This window comes from Aeromonas sp. FDAARGOS 1419, assembly GCF_019047045.1.
Taxonomy (GTDB): Bacteria; Pseudomonadota; Gammaproteobacteria; order Enterobacterales; family Aeromonadaceae; genus Aeromonas; species Aeromonas veronii.
This window is the reverse complement of sequence record NZ_CP077209.1, coordinates 3,807,994-3,831,666: the sequence shown is the minus strand read 5'-3', so window position 1 is coordinate 3,831,666 and position 23,673 is coordinate 3,807,994. Positions and strand designations below refer to the sequence as shown.

The window sequence follows — 23,673 nt, the reverse complement described above, 5'->3', positions numbered from 1 at the left end:
GGCACCATGATCCGTATAATCATTCTGGTCGCCGTAATGGTCGCAGGGCTGATCTTTGGCCCGCAAGCCTCCGGCAACAAGGGCTATGTGCTGATTGCCCTTGGCAATTACACCATCGAATCTTCCGTCACCAGCGCGGTGATCCTGGCCGTGCTGTTCTACGGCGCCCTGCTGATCGTCGAGTGGCTGCTGGGACGGGTATTCGGCCTGCGCCGCAAGACCCTCGGCTGGTACGGCTCGCGCCGCCGCCGCAAGGCCAATCAACAGACCGTCGCCGCCACCCTGGCAATGGCCGAAGGGCACTACAGTCAGGCTGAAAAGCTGATGATCAAGGGGGCCAGCAACAGCGACACCCCGCTGCTCAACTACCTGAGCGCCGCCAAGGCGGCACAGGCCCGTGGTGACGACGCCCGCCGGGATCAATACCTGCAAAAAGCGCAGGAGGAGAACCCCAAAGCCGAGCTGGCGCTCACCCTGACCCAGACCCAGTTGCAGATCGAGCAGGGCCAGTACGATACCGCACTGGCGATGCTGGAGTCGGTCTACGCCCTCAACCCGCGCCACCCCATGGTGCTGGATCAGCTGCGTCAGGTACATCTGGCCCGTCAGGACTGGAGCGCCCTGTGCGACCTGATCCCGGCGCTGCACAAAGTGGGCAAGCTGACCCCGAAACAGGAAGAAGATCTGCTGCAACAGGCTTGGTGTGGTCGTCTGCAACAGGCTGCCGGCAGCCTCGAGACCCTCAAGGCGGTGTGGCAGGATCTGCCGCGCAAACTGCGCCTCGAGCCAGAACTGCTGGCCTGCTATGGCGATCTGCTGCGCCAGCTGGGTGCCGACGGCGAAGCCGCCACCCTGTGGCAGGAAGCGCTGCGCAAACAGCCGATGCCGCAGCTGCTGGCTCGCCTGCCCAAGCTGAAACTCGACAGTTACCAGCCGCTGCTGGCACTGCTGCAAAAACAGCAGGGGCAACCGGAGGTGGACACCGCACTGGCCCAGCTCTATCTGCTGGCAGGTCAACTGGACGATGCCCAGAAGCTGCTGGAACAGGAGGTGGAGCGGGCGCCGAGCGCCGCCGCCTATCACGCTCTCGGCCAGCTGATGGACAAGCGCCGCCTTACCAACAAGGCCAACGAGTACTATCGTCAGGCACTGGAACTGACGGGGATCTGATCCCCGGCGAACAGAAACGCGAGAGGCCGCATGATGCGGCCTCTTTTTTTATTTCTTCAACCTGCCCTCGTCAGGTGGTGAGCCGCTCCAGCTCGCCGATCAGCCAGATGGCCTCGGCACGGTGGCTGCCGCACACATCCATCATGGGGCGAAAACCGCCGCACACCGCCGGCCGCTCCGGTTGACCGAATATCTTGCAGCCAAGGGCGCTATCGAGCTGGATACAGGGGACGCCAGCCGGTTTGCCATCTGGCATACCGGGAATGGCACTGCTGATACTGGGGGCGATGCAACAGGCAGCGCAGCCGCTACGACACTCCATAGACTCCACTCCTTTGGGACGGTCTGAGCCACCATAGCCGAAGCGGCGGCACAAACGTAGCTGGCGCACAAGAAAAAGCCCGACCGCACGGGCGATCGGGCTTCAGACAACACAGCCTGTTCAGCGAGCCATCATCACAGGATGATGTCGCGTACCACGCTGTCTTTGCGTTCCAGGTAATGGATCGACTTGATACGACGAATGGTACGGGATTTACCACGGATCAACAGAGTCTCGGTGGTCGCCATCACGCCATCGCTGGTGATGCCATCCAGCAGATCACCCTTGGTGATGCCGGTGGCGGAGAAGATGACGTTGTCATTCTTCGCCATGTCTTCCAGCTTGAGCACCTTGTTGACATCGATACCCAGCGCTTCGCAGCGGGCAATTTCCTGCTCGCCCAGCGCACGCACTTCCGGGCTGTCGCCCTTGACGCGGTGACGCGGCACCAAACGGGCCTGCATGTCGCCATCCAGCGCGCGGATCACCGCAGCGGAGATCACCCCTTCCGGTGCGCCGCCGATGCCATACAGCATGTCGACTTCGCTGTCCGGCAGACAGGTGAGGATGGAGGCGGCAACGTCACCATCAGGAATGGCGAACACCCGCACACCCAGACCCTGCATCTCCTTGATTGCCTTGTCATGACGCGGCTTGGCCAGGGTAATGACGGTCAGACGGGAGAGCGGCTTGCCCAGCGCCTTGGCCACGGACTTCAGGTTCAGCTCGAGAGCCTGATCCAGGTCGATGGCGCCTTTGGCCTTGGGCCCGACGATCAGCTTTTCCATGTACATGTCAGGCGCTTTCAGGAAAGAACCCTTGTCGCCCACCGCCAGCACGGCCAGCGCGTTGGCCTGACCCATGGCGGTCATGCGGGTACCCTCGATGGGATCGACCGCGATATCCACCGCGTCGCCGTGTCCGGTACCGACCTTCTCGCCGATATAGAGCATCGGCGCTTCATCAATTTCACCTTCGCCGATCACAATCTCACCATCGATCTCGATCTGGTTGAGAATGTGGCGCATGGCCGCTACGGCCGCCCCATCAGCGATATTCTTGTCACCACGTCCGAGCCACTTGTAGCCAGCCAGTGCAGCCGCTTCCGTCACTCGGGAAAACTCGATTGCCAGTTCACGTCTCATCGCATATCCAACCTATGGAGCTCGAAAACGGGCGGCATTCTACCACAAGGGCAAACCTTTGCGCACAAAAGTAGCCGCTGCGAGCAAGAATGTAGCCAATTCATCCAATTGCAACCCAATTGCCATCGACTCTTCATCCAACTGTCACCCCGCTGTCATCCCCGCTGCCTAGCATGACCCCGTTTTCAAAACAAAAGCTTGCAACACCACAAGGGATTAAGATGAAAAAGCTGACTGTAGTGGCACTGGCTCTCACCGCAGCCTTCCAGGCTCAAGCCGTTGAAGTGTACAAAAATGACACCTCCATGCTGGATCTCTATGGCCGTATCTACGCTGGCCACTTCTTTGGTGACAAGAAGGAACTGGATGCCAGCGGCAAACCGAAAAGCGAATACAGCGACAAACAGGGTGCCAACCAGTTTGTCCGTTTCGGCGCCAAGGCCGAGACCCAGATCCAGAGCGGTCTGAAGGCTCTGGCTCAGTACGAAGTACAGATGTATATCAATGACAGCGAGAAGACCATCAGCGAGAACTCCGACAACCTGCGCACCCGTCTGGCGTTCGCCGGTGTCGGCGCTGACTGGGGCACCGTGACCTTCGGTCGCCAGAAGGGGGCCCCGGGTTTCCTGGCTGACTGGACTGATGTCTCCCTCTCTGACGGCTACGGCAACGACGCGCTGGGCGCCAAGACTGACACCTTCGCCACCAACCGCGCCGGTTCCGTGCTGAAATACTCCGGCCTGTTCAATGGCTTCCAGCTCGACACCAGCTACAAGTTCGACGGTGGTGACACCGAAGAGACCACCAGCAAGGATAGCGATGCCGCCTACGGTGCTGCCGTGGCCTATACCTTCCCGTTCAACCTGTCTCTGGGTACCACCTACAACGTCGGTATCCGCGACAAGAGCGGTGAAGAAGATGCCAAGCTGTGGCTGATCTCCGCCAAGTTCGACAACAAGGCCGCCTACGCCGCCCTGAGCTATGCCGATGGCAGCGACTTCCTGGCGACCGGCACCGATCACACCGGTTGGGAAGCCGCGCTGGGCTACAACTTCGAGAACGGCTTCGGTCTGATGGCCCTGTGGAACAAACAGGAACAGGACAAGGCTGGCATCAAGAAAGACAACGTGGATTACTACACCCTGGGTGCCCAGTACAAATTCAACAAGAACCTGCGGGTGATTGGCGAATACCGTATCAACAATCTGGACAGCAAGGAGAGCGGCAAGCTCAACGTCAAGGATGACTTCCAGCTGGCTGCCCGCTACGACTTCTAATCGAGGTTTTGCGGATCCCCAAAGCGCGATGGCTTGCCATCGCGCTTTTTGCTGGGCGTCGCTCACGACCGGAGAAAGTGGCCTAGGCTCAACAGTAGATGTATCGCCGGAGAGATGATCATGGTCAGGCTGCTTTTCGTCCTGCTGTTGCTGCTGGCTCTTCCCGCTCACGCCCTCTCTATCGCCATGGTGCTGTGGCGCGGTGAAACCGCAGCCGAAGCGGGCTTTCGGGCAGAGCTGACCCGCCTTGGCTATCAGGCCACCATCACCACCTATAACGCCGATCAGGATCGTACGGCGCTGGCAACCATGCTGCGCCAGCAGATGCTGCCGAAACTGGCCGAATACGACTACATCTACACCTTTGGCACCACCGCCACCACCATGACCAAGAGTCTGGTGGCCAACCGCAAACCTCTGATTTTCAATGTGGTCTCCGATCCGGTCGGGGCAGATATCCTCTCGGAAGATAAAGCCCAGAACAGCATGGTGGCCGGGGTAAGCAATATGGTGCCGATGGCGCTGCAACTGGCCAATGCCAGCGAGCATCTGGCCACCGGAAAACGGCTGCTGCTACCCTTCAACCCCCGTGAGCAGAACACCCTGCTAGTGGCCGATATGCTGCTCAATGAAGCGAAGCGCTATCAGTGGCAGATGGTCACCTGGCGAATGGCCCCTGACCCACGGCGGCTGGACAACGAACTGAAGCGGCTGCAACAGGATGCCAAAAACGACATCGTCTTTCTGGCCGCAGACAGCTATCTGCTCTCCATCGCCCCCCGCCTGCTGAATGCGCTCAACGCAGCTGCCATCCCTACCATCTGCAGTGCCGAGCTGTTCGTCGAGCACGGCTGCAGCGTTGGCACCATCAGCAGCTACGAGGCTCTGGGCAAGATGGCCGCCGGGATCATCCACCGCCACCAGCAGGGAACCGAGCTGCAAGATATACCGCTGCAGACCGATCCCCATCCCAAACTGGTACTGGGGCAACTGGGTAACGCCACCACGCAGGAGGCGAGCCCCGAAAAGCCGAAGCCTTGATAAAGATCTCGGCCAATCAGGCTCCGGGCGGGTATGCTGTTGACCCCCATCGCCCGAGAGCCCTTTCCCATGAGTACCACCGTCTTTTTTGCCGTTCTGCTGGCAGCCCTGCTTCACGCCAGCTGGAATGCGCTGGTCAAAATTGGCGAAGAGCGGCTGGTGGGCGTGTCACTGGTGGCGATCTTCTCAGGGCTTATCGCCGCCGTGGCGCTGCTGCCCATGGGGCTTCCCTCTGCTGCCGAGCTGCCCTGGCTCGGCCTCTCAGTCCTGCTCCATATCGGTTACTGCCTGTTTCTCAGCCATGCCTACAATCAGGGCGATTTTGGCCAGATCTATCCGCTGGCCCGTGGCAGTGCCCCGCTGCTCGCCATGGTGTTAAGTGCCCTGCTGCTGGGGGACTACCCCGGTTACGGCGGCATCATCGGCGCCTGCGTGCTGATCATGGGGGTCTTGCTGATGGCCTGGCGAGGCGGGCAGCAGCGCCTTGACAGCAAAGCGGTTAGGGCGGCACTGATCACGGCCATGTTCACGGCGACCTATACCCTCTCGGATGGTGCCGGCGCCCGTGCAGGGGGTGAACCGGTACGCTACACCCTCTGGCTCTTTGCCTGCACCGGGCTGGCGATGCTGCTGGTGCTGATCGTCCACCAGAGGCGTAACGCCTGGCGCCAGATCCGTCGCCATGCGATGGCGGGAATAGCAGGAGGTGCCATGTCACTGCTCGCCTACGGGATTGTTATCTGGGCCATGACCCAAGCCCCCATTGGCGTGGTCGCGGCTCTGCGCGAAAGCAGTGTGCTGTTTGCCATGCTGCTCTCGGTCTGGCTGCTGAAAGAGCCGCTCGGGCGCATGCGGCTGACGGCGGCGGCCATTATCACCGGCGGCGTGCTGCTGACCCGGCTGGGAGGATAAGCGCTGTCGCCATTGGTGCAGATTTATCTGACAGGATGGCGTAATTCACTCCGCCAAATATGCCGAATACCAATAATGGAAATAAGTGTCGGCCCAGGCGTAAATGTTTACATCCGCAACGTATCAATTAACTGGCAGGTCTGTTTATTTCAACCACAGCTTCATTCGGGAAACTTACCTGCCCAGCAGCATTAATGATAAAATCGTTCACAGTTAATTTTCGGCAACGCTGACCAATACCGCGCATGGCACAGACCATGCAGCTCCGCCCATACATTAATTGACCGCCTGACGGGTAAGCCAGCCCGGTCAGAGATGACCCGATCGCGCCCGCCACAGCAAGATGGCATGGCGCTACCGCGTTATTAATGGGTCCGGTTTCGTCTGTTTAATTTTTGATTATTTTAAATCCAGCACCATCAGGGAGTTTTTAATATGTCAGCAAAAAAGCTGAAGTTGGGCGCCTTTATATTGATGATATTAACATCGGTATTTGGCGTCACTAATATCGGGATCGGTTTTTACCGAATGGGATATGCCGCCATTCCGATGTTCGTCATTGGCGGTCTGTTTTTCTTCATCCCGTTCATTTTGATGATGATCGAATTCGGCACCGGCTTTCGCAAAGAGGCGGGCGGTATCTTTACCTGGATGCGCCACTCGGTCTCGACCCGATTCGCCTTTATCGGTCTGACCATGTGGTTCGCCTCCTACGTCATCTGGATGTTTGGCAAGGCGCTCTCTATGTGGGTGCCCCTCTCCTTCATGCTGTTTGGCCGCGACATCACCGTCATCCCGGTCACCCTGGGCACCGGCATCGACTTCGGCCCCTTTATTCTGGGAGTGGTCGCCATCGCGCTGGTTGCCACCGTCACCAAGCTCATCACCCTGGGTAGCGCCCGCTTCGCCAAAGTGGCGGCCATCGGCGGTCTCTCCGTGGTGGCACTCAACGTGTTGCTGCTGGTCGGTGGCGTCTTCACCTTCGCGGTGAGCGGCATGACTCTGCAGGAGCCCTTCACCCAGGCATCGCTGACGGCGTCTCCCAATGCCGCTTTCAACGACATCATCCCCTTCCTCGGTTTTATGGTGTTCGCCATCTTCGCCTACGGCGGGGTCGAGGCGATGGCCGGGGTGGCTGACGAGCTGGAAGATCCCGAGCGTGACCTCAAGCGCGGCATCTTCCTCTCCGGCGCCTTCATCGTGCTCTGTTACATCATCGGCTTTCTGGCGGTCGGCTCCATCATGCGCTGGAGCGACTTCCCGGCCGAGGGGATCACCTCTCTCTCCGCCCTCTTCATCATCATGCTGGAGCTGGGGCGCCATCTCGGTGGCGAGTGGCTGGGACAGGTATTCATGCGCTTTGCTGGCCTTGGCATGTTCCTTAGCTATCTGGGTGCCTTTATCGCCCTCTCCTACGCGCCACTGCGCCAGTTCATCACCGGCACCCCGAGCTACTTCTGGCCGGAGCGTTTCCAGCGCGAGAACGAGAATGGCGTGCGCATTGAAGCCCTCAAGGTGCAAGCCTGGGTGGTCTGTCTGTTCATTGCCGCCAAGTCCATCTTTACCCTGATCAACCCGGAAGGGGCCGCCGCCCTCTATGAGCTGATCATCACCATGACCAACGTCGGCATGACCCTGCCCTACATGTTCCTCATCTACGCCTGGTATCGCTATCGCAACAACCCGGCGCTGGGCAAGGACCTGATCTTCTTCAAGAACGCGGGCTCGGTACTGCTTGCCACCATCATCAGCCTGATCCTGGTCGCCTTCGGCAACGTCTTTACCGTGGTCGCCCCCTTTATCTCCGGCGATATCTCCACCGGCGTCTGGACCATCATTGGCCCGCTGCTGTTCGTGGTGATCGCCATGCGCTTCAAGATCAAGCAGGAAGATGCCCACTAAACGGTAAGCAATGCTCCATGCCAATCGGGACTGTTCTGGTCCCGATTTTTTTAGTGCCGGCTTCCGCTCATCATCACGGCCAGCCCATAGTTTCAATGCAAAAAAAAGACTCCATGGAGACCTCTTTTACGCACTCCTCGCCGTCAGAGCGCGCTCAACGCCGTAAATTATCAATATCAAGGTGAGAATGATTGTGAAGCGCCAGTTCACGACATATAACTTAGCGAGATATCCCTGTATTTCGTCCGGTAGAGCTGATCATGATGATGCGTTCCCTCCTTCCCCTGTTGCTTGGCGCAGTAATGCTGCCGGCCACTATGGACAGTGCCCATGCCAACCCCTTTTCCGCCAGCAGCAAGAGCAGCAGCGGCTTTCTCGAGCGACGGGATGTGCCCAACCTCAGCTCGGCTGCCTTCGTGGTGGCCAACCACAGAACCGGCGAGGTGATCTCCGAGCGCAACGGCAACCGGGTAATGCCCATCGCCTCACTCACCAAGCTGATGACGGCGCTGGTGGTGCTGGATGCCAACCTGCGCCTCAACGAAATGCTCACCGTGACCAATGCCGACATCGACCGCATCAAGGGAACCGGTTCACGACTGGCCATCGGCTCCAGGCTCAGTCGCGCCGAAATGCTCCATATCGCCCTGATGTCCTCTGAAAACCGCGCCGCCTCGGCGCTGGCCCGCCACTATCCCGGCGGCCAGCGCGCCTTCGTCGAGGCGATGAACGCCAAAGCCCGCATGCTGGGGATGTGGAATACCCGCTACGCCGACAGCACAGGGCTCAACCCGCGCAATGTCTCCACCGCGCAGGATCTCGCCAAACTCGCCGCCGCAGCGGCCTCCTATCCGCTGATCCGCCAGTACTCCACCGACGAGCAGAGTTATGTGCGTACCAACAAGCGTCAGCTGCACTACCTCAACTCCAACCGGCTGATCCGCGAAGGGCAATGGGAGTTCACCCTCTCCAAGACCGGCTATATCCGCGAAGCGGGCCGCTGTCTGGTGCTGGGTACCAAGGTCAATCGTGAGCCGGTGATCATGGTGCTGCTCAATGCCGAGACCACCAACGATCGGGTCGCCGATGCCAAGCGGATCAAAACCTGGCTGGAGAGCTCGGGCAGAACCACCCTTGCAGCCAACCAGAGCAGCATGCTGACTCACCAGTAAGCTCGAGATCCCCAACCAAGCGAGGCACCTGCCTCGCTTTTTTTATCTGCATGAGCGCGCCCAAAAAATGGGATCCAGTTCCCGCTACAGGTAACACCTTCCGCCATCCCGTTACAAAACGTAACTACTCAACAGTGTGATTCACACTAATAGAATCAATTGGTTGTAACCTAGCAGTAAGAATTTTAGCGTGCCATCACAACCCCTGTAACGACGAGCCACCATGCGTATTTCCAGTATCGAGTGCGGGCGGGTACTGGCCATTCTGGCCGTGATGACCATTCACGTATCCCCCTTCGCCAACCCCTTCAATCCCACCCTGTGGGGAAGCGGATCCTGGCTCTGGCTGAGCGGCACCATCAACCAGTTATGCCGCTTTGCCGTGCCGCTGTTTTTCCTCTGTGCCGGTTACTTTCTGCAGCCGAGACTGAGTCGCGAGGCGCCGCTGACCGTTACCTGGCGCTACTGCCGCCCCTTGCTGCTGCTCTGGCTGGTGTGGAGTCTGGTCTACCTGCTGGTGCCGTTCAATCCGCTTGATGCCGTGCAGCAAGGCTATCTGGCCTCCCTGCGCGGGCAGTGGCAATTCCAGCTCGGCGACCCCCTCAATGGCTGGCTGGTGGGCGGCATGATCCACCTCTGGTTCCTGCCTGCCCTGATCATGGCGGTGACCCTGCTGGCACTCTGCTACCGGCTTGGCAGACCAGCGCTCGCCCTCTGGCTGGGTCTTGGCCTCTACCTGCTGGCGCTGCTGGGGGGCTCCTATGCCAAGCCGCTGCTGGGTGCCGAGTGGCCACTGCTCACCCGTAACGGCCCCTTCTTCTCCCTGCTGTTTGTGGCGCTCGGGACCCTGCTGCGCCAGCGTCAGTGGCAGCCCGATGCCCGCACCGGCTGGCAACTACTGCTGGCGGGCGTGGCGCTCTATGGCTGTGAAGCCTGGGCGCTGCAGCACTTTGCCGCAGTGCCGCTCACCCGCCACGACTTCCTGCTCGGCTCCCTTCCCTGGGCTATCGGCCTGTTTGGACTGCTGCTGGCCAACCCCGAGTTGGGCAAGGGCAGCTGGCTTGAACGTCAAGCCCCCAAAGTGCTCGGGATCTACTGTCTGCACATGATGCTGGTGGTCTGGCTCTTCGTGTTCGGCCCGCAGGGCGCATCCATCCTGTGGGAGATTGCCAAGGTTCCGCTGCTGCTGGGAGCATCTCTGCTGGTCTATCGCCTGATGGCGGCCCTGCCCCTCGCCCGCCGACTGCTGCGTACTCGCTGAGTCCGGTATCCGGCCCGTCCTATCGGGCCGGATACCTCTTCACGTTTAGCCCCTCCCTTTTCTCTTCCGCTACGCCCTTTTTCCCTCGCTTCGTTCTCGCGGTTTGCTGCTATGGTTCTGCTTTTCAGCCGTGCTTCCCCGACCGCACAACCCGCCCCCAATGCCCCCCTCCATTTTCACCTTGCCAGATAAATGAAAATCAATATCATTGGCATCCCGCTTGAGCGGGTCAGGCTAATTATAATTAAATCAATATGTTCGAGCCGTCAGGTCGACATCCAAAGAGTCAATATTGAATATGCAGCACCCTCACTTTCGCAGAACGCTGGTCTCACTGGCACTGCTGGGCACCGGCTTCACAGCCCAGGCCGCCGATGAAACCATGACTGTGGTTGGCAAACGATCCCAGCATCAGGAAGTTGCCACCGCAACCCGTACCAATACGCCAGCCAAGCTGGTTCCCCAGACCATCGACAGCGTCAAGGTCAGCGAGCTGACCGCCTTCGGCCAACCGACGCTGAGTGAAGCCCTGAGCGGCATTCCCGGGGTCAACGCCAGCGGTGATACCCGCTTCGACGGGGTCAATATCCGCGGCTTCAGCGCCAGCAACGACTTCTATCTCGACGGATTCCGCGACGACATGCAGTACACCCGGGATCTCGGCAACATCGAACGGGTGGAAGTGCTCAAGGGCCCGGCTGCCGTGCTCTACGGCCGCGGTAGCACGGGGGGCATCGTCAACCGGGTCAGCAAAAAGCCGCAAAAAGGGCAGGAGTCCAGCGTCACCGCCCGGGTCGGCAGCTTTGACAGCCAGCGACTGGCTGCCGACCTCAATGGCGAGGCAAGTGAGCAGGTGCAACTGCGCCTCAACATGGCGCAAGAGGACAAAGATAGCTTCCGCAACGGCGTGAAGAGCAAGCGCACCCTGCTGGCCCCTTCCGCCAACTGGGAGATCAGCGACAACCTAAACTGGCTGGTACAGTACGAGCGCAACGAACATGACCGCACCCCGGATCGCGGCATTCCCGGGGTCAATGGCCGTCCGGCCGATGTGCCGAGAGAGTATGTTTACAGCGATACCAGCCGCGACTTCATAGATGACGTGGCGCAATCCACCCGCTCCCGCCTCTCCTGGGATATCAACGATCAGTGGCAGTTGCGCCAGCAGCTCGGTTACTCCACCCTCGACAGCCAGTTCGACAACACCTATGTCACCAGCGTCAAAGGGGATCAGGTGACCCGCTCCCGCTGGCAGCAGGATCTGAAAGCGAAGAACCTGATCAGCAACACCGAGGCCGAAGGTCTGTTCCAGACCGGCCCGGTGGAACATCGCCTGCTGGCCGGCTTCGAGCAGAACTGGCAGGAGCGCACACCCAAGCTCTACCAGAACGCCACCGCCATCCCGTCCGGCAACCTCTACGACCCGGGCTCACTGCCTACCTACAATGGCGCTATGAAGCTCTCCAGCGACGCCAAACACAAGGTGCGCGGCAATGGCCTCTATCTGCAGGATCAGCTCAGCCTGGGTGACTGGCATCTGGTTGGCGGGCTGCGCCGTGACGACTTCACCGTCACCAGTCGCCGCTACGACCTCAACAAGGAGGAGAGCGTCTCGGTCAACAGCCTGAGCCCGCGCCTCGGTCTGGTGTGGAATCCCCTCGAGGATCACGCCTTCTATACCTCCTACAGCAAGACCTTCACCCCGGTGGGCGGCGAGCTGATCGGCATCACCCCGGGCGACAAGAACAACGGGCTGGAACCCCAGCACACCCGCCTCTACGAAGGTGGCGTGAAGAGTGACTGGCTGAACGGCAAGCTGGCGACCACCCTCTCCCTCTATCGACTGGAGATGTACAACAAGCGCACCAAGGATCCGCTGGATCCCACCAAGGTGATCCTCACCGGCCTGCAGCGCACCGAGGGTGTCGAGCTGAGCGCGCGCGCCGAGCTGACCGAAGAGATCTACCTGCGTGGCGGCTTCGCCATTCAGGATGCGGAGCAGGTCAAGGCGGATGCGGATCTGCAGGGCAAGCGCCCGATGAACGTCTCCCGCCAGAATGGCCAGTTCTATCTCGGCTACAAGAGTGGCGAGCAGGGCTGGTTCGGCGAAACCGGCGTAACGGCGGTGGGCGATCGCTTCGCCGACAACGCCAACACCACCACACTGCCCGGTTACGCTCGCTTCGATGCGCGCGCCGGTTATCGCTGGCAGCAGTGGGAAGCCGAGCTGAGCGCCGAAAACCTGACCGATCACGAGTACTTTGTCAGCGCCACCAGTGCCACCCAGATCATGCCGGGTACGCCCCGTCAGCTGAGTCTGACCGGTACCTACCGCTTCTGATCTCTGTGACAACCACCCCGACTGGCCAGCCCCTGCTGGCCAGTTTTTTATGAAGCAACCACGATGAAACACAGAAGAGTTCCCCTTCACAACAACAAATGGGTACGCCGCCTCCATGCCTGGGCCGGTTTTTTTACCCTAGCCCTGATGCTGATGTACGGCATCACCGGTCTCTGGCTGCAACACCGTGCAGTGTTGCCCATCCCCGGCCCCCACACCGACAAATCGAGTGAAGAGATAGTGCTCGAGGCGCCACTCGCCAGCCCGGAGCAGCTGAAAAGCCTGCTGCAACAGCGCTATCCCGATACCTTTGCCGACGGGCGAACCATGATCACCCCGGCCCAGACTCTGCCCACCCCGAACGGCCTGCTCATCCTGCCCGCCAAGTGGGAAATGCGCGGCGTCACCCTCAGCCAGAGCGTGGCTGCCAGCTATGTTGAGGGTACCCTGCTGGTACGTACCGACCTGCAACTGGCCAACTTTGCCGCCAGCCTCAACCGGCTGCACCGCGGCATGGGCACCGGCCTCGGCTGGCAGCTGTTTGGCGACCTCGCCGCCCTGGCTCTGCTGCTGCTCGCCCTCACCAGCCTGTTTATGTGGACCAAGCTGCACGGTACCCCCAGAGCCATCATAGCGCTGACGCTCGCAGGTACCCTCGGTACCCTGCTGTTTGCCCTGCTGGGATAGCGCGCGACCATGCTACTGCGTAGCAAGGAAATGAAAGAAAACCGCAATAGAAACAGACCGCTGGCGGTGATGCCGTCAGCGGCTATATCAAGGAAAGGAAATAACGGAGAGCGGCAAAAGAGAAGGGATACCAAGAGGTAACGGGAAGTATTGCCAGCTCAACAGTAACGCTCCAATGCGCAGGAACGCCAAAAAACAAAAGGCCATCATTGCTGATGGCCTTTTGTCATGAATTTGATGGCGGGGTCTCTATCGAATTAAGAAGTTAAGCCATTGTTTTTAAAGGCGAGTTAATGGTGGCAATTTCGTTTATACCCCCATAAGTACCCCCAAACTGTACGCACTGGGGTGATATGCTATGACACAAATAACGCCAAAATAAATTTCAGGATGCGGGCTTTCGCTGCAGTGGGTGACCTAGAAGTACCCACATCCTCTCTCATTCCTCGTTATTCGGTTCCGGCAGCATGAGCCCTCTTTCAACGAGAAAAGCGATCACCTCATGCCGGCGCCAAAGAGCCCCACCTTTTGCCATCCAGTTGAGAGACTCTGGGAACGGGGTTCCCTGTGCCGCCCATTCCTGCCGGCGGCGATAAAAGGTGGTTCTGCCGATCCCACCGAGCAGTTGCTCAATGTCGCAACGGCGGATCAACGCAGGCACCTGAACATTTTTTGCCATATAACCCCCATACCAAAAACATAACCCGTCTTGGAGCCACCACAGATCATGATGGCCATGGCATTACTTTATAACTCAGTCCGTCTCAATCCCTGATAGGGCCTCGATCTCGAGTGGCAGATATAAACATAAATTCCACTTCCAGCGCACACGCAGATATCAAAGATCGCGCGGTCAATGCCCCCGCAGGGGTGCCCCCCCGAGGAAGGACCCAGCCGAAAATCATATGGTAGGCCATGAATTCACCCGCCCAGCTTGCTGCGCGTTGTAGGCTCGCTCACTGACTAAACCTACCCCCACGGCTCCGGCGGAAGACAGTGTGGGGTGAGTGGAGAGACAGCCCACCAGCAAAGTCTCGGCAAGACACATTCCCCAAAACGGGGAGACATTCCCCCAAACAGGGAAGATTGCTTCCCCGAAACGGGGATCCTGGCGTGATGCGGAACGGACGTTGAGCACAGCGACAGCCTTCTCAGTACCAATAACTTCCGCCACCTTTTTGAAGCGCTTGGACATCAGCGCAATTGAAGCATCGTCATCGGCTTTCTTCTGGTCCGGCACTTCTTTACCTGAAATGCTTAATAACGGCTTGCGCTCGGGTTATTGTGGAGGGTTGGTGGAAACTTCAGTTTTTGTGGGGCTGGGTGGTAGACCTTGCGGATTAAGCGCAGGTTTATACCCTGCTACCGATAAGGGTTCGCGGGTAGGCTTGCCGAGTTTGGCGCCGAGTTTCCACACCGAGAAGGTGACTACCGGCAAGCAACAGCGTAGGTGGGGCATATGTCACACATCACGCGGGGTATCCGCAAATGCGCTGAGGAGTTCCACCTATCTTGTATGAAAGACCTCGGTATTTAGAGGCGAAAAACATGCTTTTTGATTGTCAGGTTTCATTGATGGCGGCAGAGATCGCAGACTCCTTGTATGAAACACCGAGTTCCTTCATACAAGTATTCTATGTGAAAACAAGGAGCCCCCAATAATGCGATCACCAGCGAGCTCGCCTCTCTGGCAGGGACGGTGTATAGAAGGTTGGGCTGCTTGCCGAAGCGATCCGGTGATGCCCTGCGGTATTCGCTGCGGCGGTGCTGAACTGGAAAGCCCCTGGTCGCAGCATCCCGCTGGGTCCAAGGGAAAGGCCGAACATTTCTTGTTACCCCTGAAAAACATAGCCATCTGGCATCATGCTGCGAGCGCTAATACCCTGCTGCCGCTTAAGTTCCTTTACCGCCTCTCTGGCTATCTCTTTTGGATCGGCCCCCGGCGGAGCGTTTATAGTCAGGTCGTACTGGTTATGATTTGTGATGGTTGTTGATCTCTTGCTTCCGGCTATTTTAGGAAGCGGGGGAAGTGATGGATTTGGAAGAGGAGCTGCGGTGTTTGCACCAGGCTCGCTACCTGAGCTGAAGCCAGCCCAGCTCTTGGTCTTTTCCCATGCGTCACCAATTTTATTTCCAGCACTTGTTACTGTGTTTACAGTTGAATTCCACGCACTACCAACCCCACCAGAAACAAGCGTTTTCAGCCCCTCCCAGCGCTTTTTAATGTCATCGATCAGGCCTTTGATTTTGTTAACCGCATAATCAAACTTGCCAACGATGTCATCCCACAGGGCGGTAAAAAATGGCTTCAAGGTATCCCAGTTTTCATATACGACGTATGCAAGACCAGCAATGGCGGTGATCGCCAATCCGATCGGGTTCATCAACAGTGCGCGCCCCATCCATATGATGGCCCTACCAACGAACCTGAACGCCTTGCCAAGTACGGTTAGCCCACCAGCGGCGGCTGTGCTTCCAACACCGGCCACGGTTGCCGCTGCTGATGTCTTGTAAAACAGGCCAACGATCGACAGCATCCCACCCTTCAGGAAGGTGAACGCGAACTTGGTGGCAAGAACAGCCAATCTCATTGTTGTGAAGGCACCGGCAGCCATAATTACACCGCCCACCAGCTTGGGGTTTGCTGTAACAAAATCCCTTGTTGCTTGCACGACTGGCGTCAATTTATCCACCAGCTTGCCCACGGTCGGATCCAGCGCCCCGCCGATCGCCTTGGTCAGACCCCACACGGAGTTTGATAGCCCCTCGGTCTTTTCCTTGCTGCTGGCCATGACTGTTGCCCAGTCGCGCTCTACCACCCCTTGAGAATCGAGCACCTCCTGCTTGATCTTCTTGTACTCTTCGAGGTTTTGAAGCATGGGGCGAATGAAGTTCTGAACCTGCATGTCGCCGAACAGCTTGGATATCAGCTCCTGATCACCGCCCTTGGTAATGCGGTTGATCTCGGCAATAGCCGCTTCGATGGGGTTGGCTCCTGACGCTTGCGCATCCCGGATCACCTTGGATATGTTGCCGCCCATCTTCGCCGCCTTCTTGGCGGTTTCCTCTGACATGAGCTTGGAGAGGAAGTTGGACAGGTTGTTGGCGGCTTCGGACTCTGATTTTGCGCCCTTCATGGCAATCTGCAGCGCAGAACCCATGGTGGCCACAGCCTCGGTGCCGGTCATCTTAAGAGCTTGGAACGATGAACCAAGCCCGGGCAGCTCGGCGGCCATGGCCTTGAATTCAAAGTTACCCGCCTTGCCCGCCTGCACCAGCATATCCATGGCGCGTTGCATCTGGTCAGGCTTGACCTTGAGCGCATCGCCCATGGTGAACGAGGCGCGGGCCACATCCTCAATATCAGATCCGGTGGCTTTCGCCGTTTTACCGATGGACTTGAGGTTGGCTTGTGCCTCCCCGACTTTTTGACCGGCTGCAACCAGAAAGCCGAAGGCGTTCTTCATGTTTTCCTGGCTGACACCGGTTTGGTCTGAGAGGGTGACCATTGTGCCACCGAGATCAGCAACCTGCTTTTTGGTCATCTCAGCAGTCAGGCCGATCATCATCAGGTCATAGCTGAACTGCGATGATTGCTTGAACATGGCGAAAGATGGCAGTGCGATCGCAGCGCCTGCGGTTGCTGTATTGGCTATCTTCCCGCCGAGCTCACGCCGATCGGCCCCGTTCTCCCGCTGCTGACTCCTGATCCGGTTAAGGCGCTGATGCGCCTCGCGCAGCCGGTCAATCTGGCTGGTAATAGCCACGTATTTTTGACGCAACCCATCCACATTACGGCCTTGCTTGCCGAATGTCTGGATTGACCGAGAAAGGAGCTTTTGCTGTCGTTCGGCATAGCGAATAGCGGAGCCAACCTCGTTGACTCCGCCCTTTACCGAACCAAATGCAGATTTGAGACTTGAGGCAACCGCCCCGCCGATGGTGATGGTTGCTGAGAGTTTTTTATTAGCCATCGTCTTTGGGCAGCCCCTTTATCCACCAGATAAACCGTGACGTGCGCAGGGCGCTGATCTCCGCCTTTGACCAGCCTGTGTGCAAGGCCAGCGCTAACACCCCTTGGCGGATGTATTCAGGTGCTAGTCGAGAAAAAAGGTGTAAACCCGCTGCAGACGACCATAGTCGCGCATCGGCAGCTTGCGGATATCGTCCGGCGCCAGCCCACACAGGTTGGCAAAGGCGGTGATCTCGCGGGTTGCATCGTTGCCAGTCATCTGGGCGGCGATCTCTTGATCACCCACGGTCGGCTCGCGCATGCGCAGCACAGACACTTTGGTACCGCCAATGCTCGCCGGGCGTGACAAGGTGATATCGGCGCTGCCGTCATCGTTGATCTTCAGATATTCAGGAAGTTTGTTTTCCATGATCTCACCGTATTGAATGGATGAGCTGGCAGACTTACCTGCCGGCAGGATTGACCTCGATTCCATGCAGAAATGTTTCGGACATGTGCTTGGCACCGATGGACACTGTTTCAAATCGTGCCGTTATCATGGCTTTGAGGTGTCGTCCCCTCCTCTTGGGGGATTTCCAGTGGTGGCAGCCACCAGCTGGCAATGGGTCACCTGATCAAGTTTTCCAAGATCCGGTCTGCCTCTGGCCACCCTTTACGCTCGCAACCCATCAGGTACCGAAGGGTTGCCAGAGACTCCTCCCGGCTGCGTGGTCGAAGTTCAGCCAGCAAGCCAAACACAAATGCTTCTCTGGCCCATGCCTCCATTCTGCTCTCGTAGTAACCGCTGGCATCGCAGGCACGGCGCAACCGGTATAGATCGTCCCAGTAGGCCAGCTCATGCAGGCAATCACTCAGGGTGTGCGGCATCAACTCCGGCAGAGCTTTGAACCGCCCAGCCACCAGCACTGGCGGATACTCACATTTGACCAACTCCAGCCCGCGGAGCGCTTCCAGGCAGAACTCCTCTGCTGGTGTATCGTTCCACAACGCACCCCCGAATCGTCCAATGGCCTCGGCCCCTCTGGCTCGCCGGGTGATAGACTTCTCGGCCAGCCCATCCAGATCGGCAAATCCGATACTGCCAAGGCCTGCCATGATGTTGCCCCCTCTGGCCACCAGCCAGTTGCCGTAACGCTTCTCCAGCTCATCCGGTGGGGTAGTGATCCGCCCTGCCGCTTCTCTGGCTTGTTCAATTCGGGCGGGATCCCCGGTCTCTATCACTTGGCGCAACCAAAGCAGGGCATCGATCTCCCTGTCCCCTGTAACAACCTGCTGGGGTGGCAGCTCTTGAACCGCTGGCAATGTCTCCCCGCAGCGCTCTATGGGAGGCAATGTGAACATAGCCCGGTGCGTTGGGTTGTCAGTGAACAGCCCAGAGCGGCTGACGATGGCTTTCACCGTCCCCAGAGGGAGGCCAGCCAGAGAAGACACCTCACGAAGTGAATGATGGCGGCGCAGTTCGATCACCTGCTCTCGTTGTTCGTTGCTCAATCTCAATGCAACCCCCTGTTGCCTGAAAACTGTGATGTTGATCGCCTGCTCACGCTCTATAGCTTCAAAAAAGTGGTGGGAACGGTGGGAACAAGGGAACAATGCCCGCTAACCCGCGCCATGACTGGGTTTCTATGTTCCCACCAAGGCCGTGAGGTAGTGGGAACAGGTGGGAACAACCTCAACATGTGGCCTTTTTGTTCCCACTGTTCCCACCTTGTTCCCACCATATAGAGGACTAGGTGGGAACAGCTCTAACCCTTGATATACAAGGCTTGTAGGCTCACTAGGTAATCTTGTTCCCACTGTTCCCACCATTTTTGCTTTGTTTCTTACGCGCGCGCATGAGGCAGGAAGGAAAAGGGCTACACTCGGCAGCCCTCTGTTTTCTTCCCCGATACACCTGTCATGGTTTCTCTGACATTGTCAGATTTCCTATGACACTCAGATACCACCCAATCACTCAGGTTCTTATTGGGGCCAATTTTGCTGCCATCCCATACTTCTGGCTGGCGTTACTCGTCCTCCAACCCCTCCGCCTCGTCAGCCAGTACGCGCTCTGTCAGCAGATACGCCCACACCGAACCACTCATGCCGGGTAGCCTTGCCTTGCGCTGTAGCCGCTTCTTGTCCTTGCCTGTCAGCAGATAGCCAGCCTCGAGACACAAGAGCGCCGCTCGCTTGGGATCTCGTCCCTTGGTGATCTCGGCCCACCCCGGTGGCAACACAAAGAAGCTCACTCCGTCAGACTCAGCCTTACGGTATCCAACCATGTTGGCCGGACGGTGGCTGGTGTCGAACCAGTCAGCAAAGCGGGTGTATTGGTGGGCAGTGACGAACCCGCGCACCTGCTCCAAGGTCGCTGCGTCCTCCTTGTTGCCAAGGTGGCCACGCTCTGCCAGCCACGCCTTGAGGCAGACCCGCACCGCTCGCAGCGCCTCCCCCTCGGGCCAGCCTGTGACCCCCAGCCGGGTTGCCAGCTCACCGGCAGCAGCCACCAGCGCGAACCGGTTGATGGCGCGGCCTACCTGATTGCCCGCCCCCTTCGGCGTCAGTTCGGCGGCAAGGCACTTTATCTCGCCCCGCAGGCGCTCGCTGTGCGCATCCAGATCCCCGGCCAATGCCTCGGCATAGGTTCGAAACGCGCTGCCGTGTTGGTTGTCGCTGTTGGCTTTGAGCGTGTCGGCGAAGGTGCGCCCGCTCTCCATACCATGTAGCCACTCAAACGCCCCATGGTGACCGGTATCGCTCGGGATCTGGATTGTGCGTACCTCCATCCCCGCTTGGGTGCGCTGCCCGGCGCTGGCGGCGTGATCTTCAAGGCTCAATTCCCCGGTTGAGAGGAACAGCAAGCGCCACGCCTTGCGCTCTCTCAGCTCCCCATCCTGCTTGCTACGGCCTTTGCCTTGCCCATTGGCCAGCATGTAGGCCACTTGTCCGGCCTCTTTGCCGTCCAGCTCTCCCAGTTCATCCAGGCAGAGCAGAGCATCATTGCGCCGGCTGGCGATCCCCTCGATGGCGTTACCGGTTGCTCGCCATGTCTGGCTGTAGCGATCCGGGTTGCCGTAGACACTGGCCGCGGCCTTCATGATGGTGGTCTTGCCGTCTGTGCTCTCCCCCTTGAGGTGGAACCCACCACCCTCCATACCTACCAGAGTCAGCAGTGGGGCAGCGAAGGCGAGCGACAGCGCAAAGCACAGGCGGGAGTTACCCACGGCCAGCGCCGCAACCCCCTGTTGCCACTCAGCCAAGGTACCGCGTTCGGTAAAGTCGCTGGCTGCGTATCCAGTCGTTTGCAGGATCACCCCATCAGCATCAGGCCCTATTGACCCTTGAGGCAGTACATAGGCCCGCCCATGCCAGCCGGTACGCTCCACACAGGTGATCCGGCGCTCAGGCTGACAGCTCATCAGGTAGGCATTCAGCTTGCGCTTGTGGCCCAGTTCGATGAATGGCAAGCCCGCATCCAAGAGGGCGGCAAATACCTCGTCACCGTTGCGCGGTACCAGGGAGCGGACAGGCATTGCCCACTGGCGAGATCGTCCAGCACTATCCAGCCATTCCAGTAACCGGCCATAACCCCGGCCTTGCTCGTCAGAGGTTTCAGCCAATACCCAGATCGGACTGGAGATCGGTACCCACTCCTGGTGCGCATCCTCACCCCGACCAACCATCATCAACGCACAGAGGCGATCACCCCGGATCTCGAACCCCTCCGGCAACCTTTGCCCGCTTGCCGTGCTGGTGGCTTGCTGCTCGGCGTGAAGCGGGATCACCTCTGCCGTTTCCTTCTGGCTGGCGCCTTGGGCCTGCTCAATGGACAGACCCTTTTCGCTCATCTGATTGCTGGTGGCTGGTGCGGTGCTGGCGCTCATGATGGCCTCTTGTGTCTTGGTCAGCCCATGGGCTTGGTGGTAGTCGTTCCAGTCACCGGCAACCGGTGGCAGGGCCACCAGCCCGCCTACGGCTGCAGCTGCTTGTTCGGCCTTGGTCTTGCCGGGATTACCCTCGGTGCCTTCGTCATTGTCGCCACAGAGCAGGATCCGGACCTCTGGGTGTTGGCGGTGGGCAATCTCTGCCACGGCCTGCAGGTTACCGGCATCCATGGCGCAATAGACTGTCGCTCCAGTTGCCGCCTGGACAGACAGCCCCGAGGCATATCCCTCCACCACGGCCACCAGCTCCCCACCATCGATACGGTGGAAAGCCCCGGCCTTCTGGCCGCCAGGCAGGTAACGCTTGTCCCCCTCTGTGTTGATAAGCTGAACGTTAACCAGCTCCCCCACCTCATCCCACAGGGGCACCACCAGCGAACCGGGTTGGTATGTCAGTTCGCCCACTGCGATGACCCGCTGAGTGAGCGGCATAGCCAAGCCAGACAGCGCCTTACGTTCCAGATATGGGCTGACCCCTTGCTTGATGTCTGCCGAGATGCTGGTGGCCCTTCGGGCGGCCTTGCGCCGTTGTTGCTCCGCCTGCTTGTGCTCTTGCTCCGCCCTGGCCTCTTGTTGCTGGTGGATCTGCTCACGCGCGGCAGGGTCAAGACCGCCATCCGATAAGCCCACCAGCGGGGCGATCAGCTCGGCGGCCTCTTTGGGCTGCCTGCCGGTCACCTTACCCACCAGATCCAGTCCATCCCCATTCCCGCACTGGTTACAAATCCAGGTGCCGCGCCCAGCCTTGTCATCCAGCCGGAACCGGTCCTTACCTCCACAGGCAGGACATGGACCATGCTTGCCACGGCGCGGGATGTCGATACCTACAGCCGCCAGCAGATCGGGCCAGTGGCCACAGGCTGCGGCGACCACATCAGAGACAAAACGAGGCCCTGTGACCCCCCTGATTGTCGAGGTCATCGTTCACCCCCTGTCAGTACGGCCACCAGCTCTTTGAAAGCCCGTTCATCCAATCCGGCTTTGAGTTCCCGCGCTTGCTTGGCTGTCACGGCTACTGCGGCGCCGTTAGCTTGGGCAATAAACCGATCTCGGTCTGTTCGCCAACTAAATGCGCTCAGGCTGCCGACTTGTGAGCGCTTGCCGGTGCGTGGGTTGATAGGGCCGGTGAAGGTGGGCTGTTCACTACCGCTGGCCCATGCGAAGTAGATCATGCCTTGCCCCCCTTGGTCGGCTGGTGGGGGTGCTCATCAGGCTGGCTGATCAGTGTCACCATAACCGGCTTGCCATTCACTATGCGGCGCACACGGCGCAGGGAGAGGTCTGCCAGTTCGGCCAAAAACTCGGGGCTCGCTTTCTGTTTGGTCGTTCTCATGCCTTGGCCCTCCCGGTAGGAGTGCGGGACATGAATACCAAAGGCAGGCCAGCCAGAGCGATACGGGCTTGTGCTTCGGTGTCAGCAACGGCGGTAATGGTGCGGATACGGCGCAAGTCTGCCAGTCGGCAGGCGCTCGAGGCGATCAGGAAGGTGAAGATCATTTGGGTTATCCCTACGTGAAGTTGACGCAGGGCGGATCGGGTAGCCGCAAAGCAGTGCTCACGTAGGCAGGCACAGTGGGGGCGTTTTCTTTGGCTCCCGACCCATGCCCCCAAAACAGGATAGATCCCCGGCAGGGTGCCGGAAATGGGGGAAATGGGTACAGATTTTCCTACGTGAGTCACAGCTTTCGGGTGCTTAATCCGCCAGCCACGCCGCCACTTGCTTAAGGTGACGACAGGGAAGATCGTACCGTGTCGCACGGTATCAGGCAACCCTGTCCGCTCGAATTTGGGCAAGGCTTCTCCCTGGGCTATGCGCCCATTGGTTCTCATGTTCATGGCTGATCCCTTATGCGGCTGGCTGGTGGCTAGGTGCTGGCGTCTTCGTCGGACATGGAAAGCGTGCGATATAGCTGGACACATGCCCCTGGCTCAATGGCTGGGCCCCGCGCTGCCTGCGCTTGAGGTTCACCAGTTCAACCAGCTTTCTGGCCTGAGCGCGGTCGGCGATCCAGTAACGCTTGAAGCGGGCCACGCCATCGCCACTATGCTGGTGGCTGAAATACTCATCTAGAATGGTGATGCCGTGATGGCGGCGCAGGTCGCTGATCGAGTTCCGTGGATTGAGGTCATGTAGTCCAGCCAGAGCTGACAGTGAGCTGATCCCATCTGGGCCATTCTCAACCAGATGGAGGGCCACCAACTCAAGCTTGGTAGCGTCTCTGGCGGGCTTGGTGGTAAGATCCCAGTGCTGACTTGGGGTCGTGCCGTTCTGCGGTGCGGCCTTTTCTTTTTTGCTCATCATCGCCCCCTTATGCCGCCTGGCCTTGAGCATCCATCCACCGGCGCACATCCTCCGCCCGCCAGGCAGTTACACGCGTCCCCAGCTTAACCGGCTTCGGGATTTTGCCATCTGCGGCCCAGCGCCATAGAGTCACCTCGGCGATCCCCAGCATGGGGGCCAAGATTTTTGCGCGGACATAGCCCTCTGCGGGCAGAGCTTGAGATTGATGTTTTGACATGGCTTATTCGCTCCCTTGGTGTATT

General features: G+C 59.0%; 21 protein-coding genes. 9 read left to right on the top strand and 12 right to left on the bottom strand.

Annotation, left to right across the window (positions count from 1 at the left end):
* Positions 1-6: 6 nt before the first annotated feature.
* Positions 7-1,170, top strand: a complete 1,164-nt coding sequence (locus I6L49_RS17465) for a heme biosynthesis HemY N-terminal domain-containing protein (RefSeq protein WP_216950027.1) — start codon at positions 7-9, stop codon at positions 1,168-1,170.
* A gap of 70 nt (positions 1,171-1,240) precedes the next feature.
* On the opposite strand, the gene I6L49_RS17460 is transcribed toward I6L49_RS17465, so the two are convergent.
* Positions 1,241-1,492 (bottom strand): YkgJ family cysteine cluster protein, encoded by a 252-nt coding sequence (locus I6L49_RS17460; protein ID WP_005336384.1) that lies wholly within the window; start codon positions 1,490-1,492, stop codon positions 1,241-1,243.
* 134 nt (positions 1,493-1,626) lie between these two features.
* Positions 1,627-2,637, bottom strand: a complete 1,011-nt coding sequence (gene glpX / locus I6L49_RS17455; RefSeq protein WP_005336386.1) for a class II fructose-bisphosphatase — start codon at positions 2,635-2,637, stop codon at positions 1,627-1,629.
* A 221-nt stretch (positions 2,638-2,858) separates the two neighbouring features.
* Between glpX and I6L49_RS17450 the strand changes: the two genes are divergently transcribed.
* The 8 genes from I6L49_RS17450 to I6L49_RS17415 all read left to right on the top strand — a co-directional run bounded on the left by I6L49_RS17450 (position 2,859) and on the right by I6L49_RS17415 (position 13,230).
* Positions 2,859-3,914, top strand: a complete 1,056-nt coding sequence (locus I6L49_RS17450; RefSeq protein ID WP_216950026.1) for a porin — start codon at positions 2,859-2,861, stop codon at positions 3,912-3,914.
* Positions 3,915-4,034: 120 nt separating this feature from the next.
* Positions 4,035-4,955, top strand: coding sequence for an ABC transporter substrate-binding protein (locus I6L49_RS17445; protein ID WP_040069028.1), 921 nt, complete (start codon positions 4,035-4,037; stop codon positions 4,953-4,955).
* A gap of 33 nt (positions 4,956-4,988) precedes the next feature.
* Positions 4,989-5,867, top strand: a complete 879-nt coding sequence (locus I6L49_RS17440) for a DMT family transporter (protein ID WP_216950025.1) — start codon at positions 4,989-4,991, stop codon at positions 5,865-5,867.
* 435 nt (positions 5,868-6,302) lie between these two features.
* The gene (gene yjeM, locus I6L49_RS17435; RefSeq protein ID WP_216950024.1) at positions 6,303-7,769 is read left to right on the top strand and encodes a glutamate/gamma-aminobutyrate family transporter YjeM; all 1,467 of its coding nucleotides are present in this window, start codon (positions 6,303-6,305) and stop codon (positions 7,767-7,769) included.
* A 260-nt stretch (positions 7,770-8,029) separates the two neighbouring features.
* A complete protein-coding gene (gene pbpG / locus I6L49_RS17430) occupies positions 8,030-8,941 on the top strand; it encodes a D-alanyl-D-alanine endopeptidase (RefSeq protein ID WP_005336410.1) in 912 nt (303 codons plus the stop codon).
* A 223-nt stretch (positions 8,942-9,164) separates the two neighbouring features.
* Positions 9,165-10,202: an acyltransferase gene (locus I6L49_RS17425; protein ID WP_216950023.1), complete on the top strand. Its 1,038-nt coding sequence runs from the start codon at positions 9,165-9,167 to the stop codon at positions 10,200-10,202.
* 298 nt (positions 10,203-10,500) lie between these two features.
* Entirely contained in the window at positions 10,501-12,543 is a 2,043-nt protein-coding gene (locus I6L49_RS17420; protein WP_216950022.1) for a TonB-dependent siderophore receptor, read from the top strand.
* A 63-nt stretch (positions 12,544-12,606) separates the two neighbouring features.
* Entirely contained in the window at positions 12,607-13,230 is a 624-nt protein-coding gene (locus tag I6L49_RS17415) for a PepSY-associated TM helix domain-containing protein (RefSeq protein WP_216950021.1), read from the top strand.
* 439 nt (positions 13,231-13,669) lie between these two features.
* On the opposite strand, the gene I6L49_RS17410 is transcribed toward I6L49_RS17415, so the two are convergent.
* The 10 genes from I6L49_RS17410 to I6L49_RS17365 form a co-directional block, all read right to left on the bottom strand.
* Positions 13,670-13,909 (bottom strand): hypothetical protein, encoded by a 240-nt coding sequence (locus I6L49_RS17410; RefSeq protein ID WP_033138236.1) that lies wholly within the window; start codon positions 13,907-13,909, stop codon positions 13,670-13,672.
* 1,153 nt (positions 13,910-15,062) lie between these two features.
* Positions 15,063-17,204 (bottom strand): phage tail tape measure protein, encoded by a 2,142-nt coding sequence (locus I6L49_RS17405; protein WP_216950020.1) that lies wholly within the window; start codon positions 17,202-17,204, stop codon positions 15,063-15,065.
* A gap of 123 nt (positions 17,205-17,327) precedes the next feature.
* The gene (locus tag I6L49_RS17400) at positions 17,328-17,612 is read right to left on the bottom strand and encodes a phage tail assembly protein (RefSeq protein WP_050490103.1); all 285 of its coding nucleotides are present in this window, start codon (positions 17,610-17,612) and stop codon (positions 17,328-17,330) included.
* A 197-nt stretch (positions 17,613-17,809) separates the two neighbouring features.
* Positions 17,810-18,505: a hypothetical protein gene (locus I6L49_RS17395; protein ID WP_254127493.1), complete on the bottom strand. Its 696-nt coding sequence runs from the start codon at positions 18,503-18,505 to the stop codon at positions 17,810-17,812.
* A gap of 704 nt (positions 18,506-19,209) precedes the next feature.
* The gene (locus I6L49_RS17390; protein ID WP_216950018.1) at positions 19,210-22,050 is read right to left on the bottom strand and encodes a DUF927 domain-containing protein; all 2,841 of its coding nucleotides are present in this window, start codon (positions 22,048-22,050) and stop codon (positions 19,210-19,212) included.
* Entirely contained in the window at positions 22,047-22,301 is a 255-nt protein-coding gene (locus tag I6L49_RS17385) for a hypothetical protein (RefSeq protein ID WP_033138239.1), read from the bottom strand. Before I6L49_RS17385 ends, I6L49_RS17390 begins: the two co-directional genes overlap by 4 nt.
* Entirely contained in the window at positions 22,298-22,462 is a 165-nt protein-coding gene (locus I6L49_RS17380) for a hypothetical protein (protein WP_201984258.1), read from the bottom strand. Before I6L49_RS17380 ends, I6L49_RS17385 begins: the two co-directional genes overlap by 4 nt.
* Entirely contained in the window at positions 22,459-22,626 is a 168-nt protein-coding gene (locus I6L49_RS17375) for a hypothetical protein (RefSeq protein ID WP_216951695.1), read from the bottom strand. The genes I6L49_RS17380 and I6L49_RS17375 overlap by 4 nt, the downstream gene beginning before the upstream one ends.
* Before the next feature lie 349 nt (positions 22,627-22,975).
* The gene (locus tag I6L49_RS17370) at positions 22,976-23,431 is read right to left on the bottom strand and encodes a hypothetical protein (protein WP_151286504.1); all 456 of its coding nucleotides are present in this window, start codon (positions 23,429-23,431) and stop codon (positions 22,976-22,978) included.
* Positions 23,432-23,438: 7 nt separating this feature from the next.
* Positions 23,439-23,648: an AlpA family transcriptional regulator gene (locus I6L49_RS17365; protein ID WP_151286503.1), complete on the bottom strand. Its 210-nt coding sequence runs from the start codon at positions 23,646-23,648 to the stop codon at positions 23,439-23,441.
* Positions 23,649-23,673: the final 25 nt, after the last annotated feature.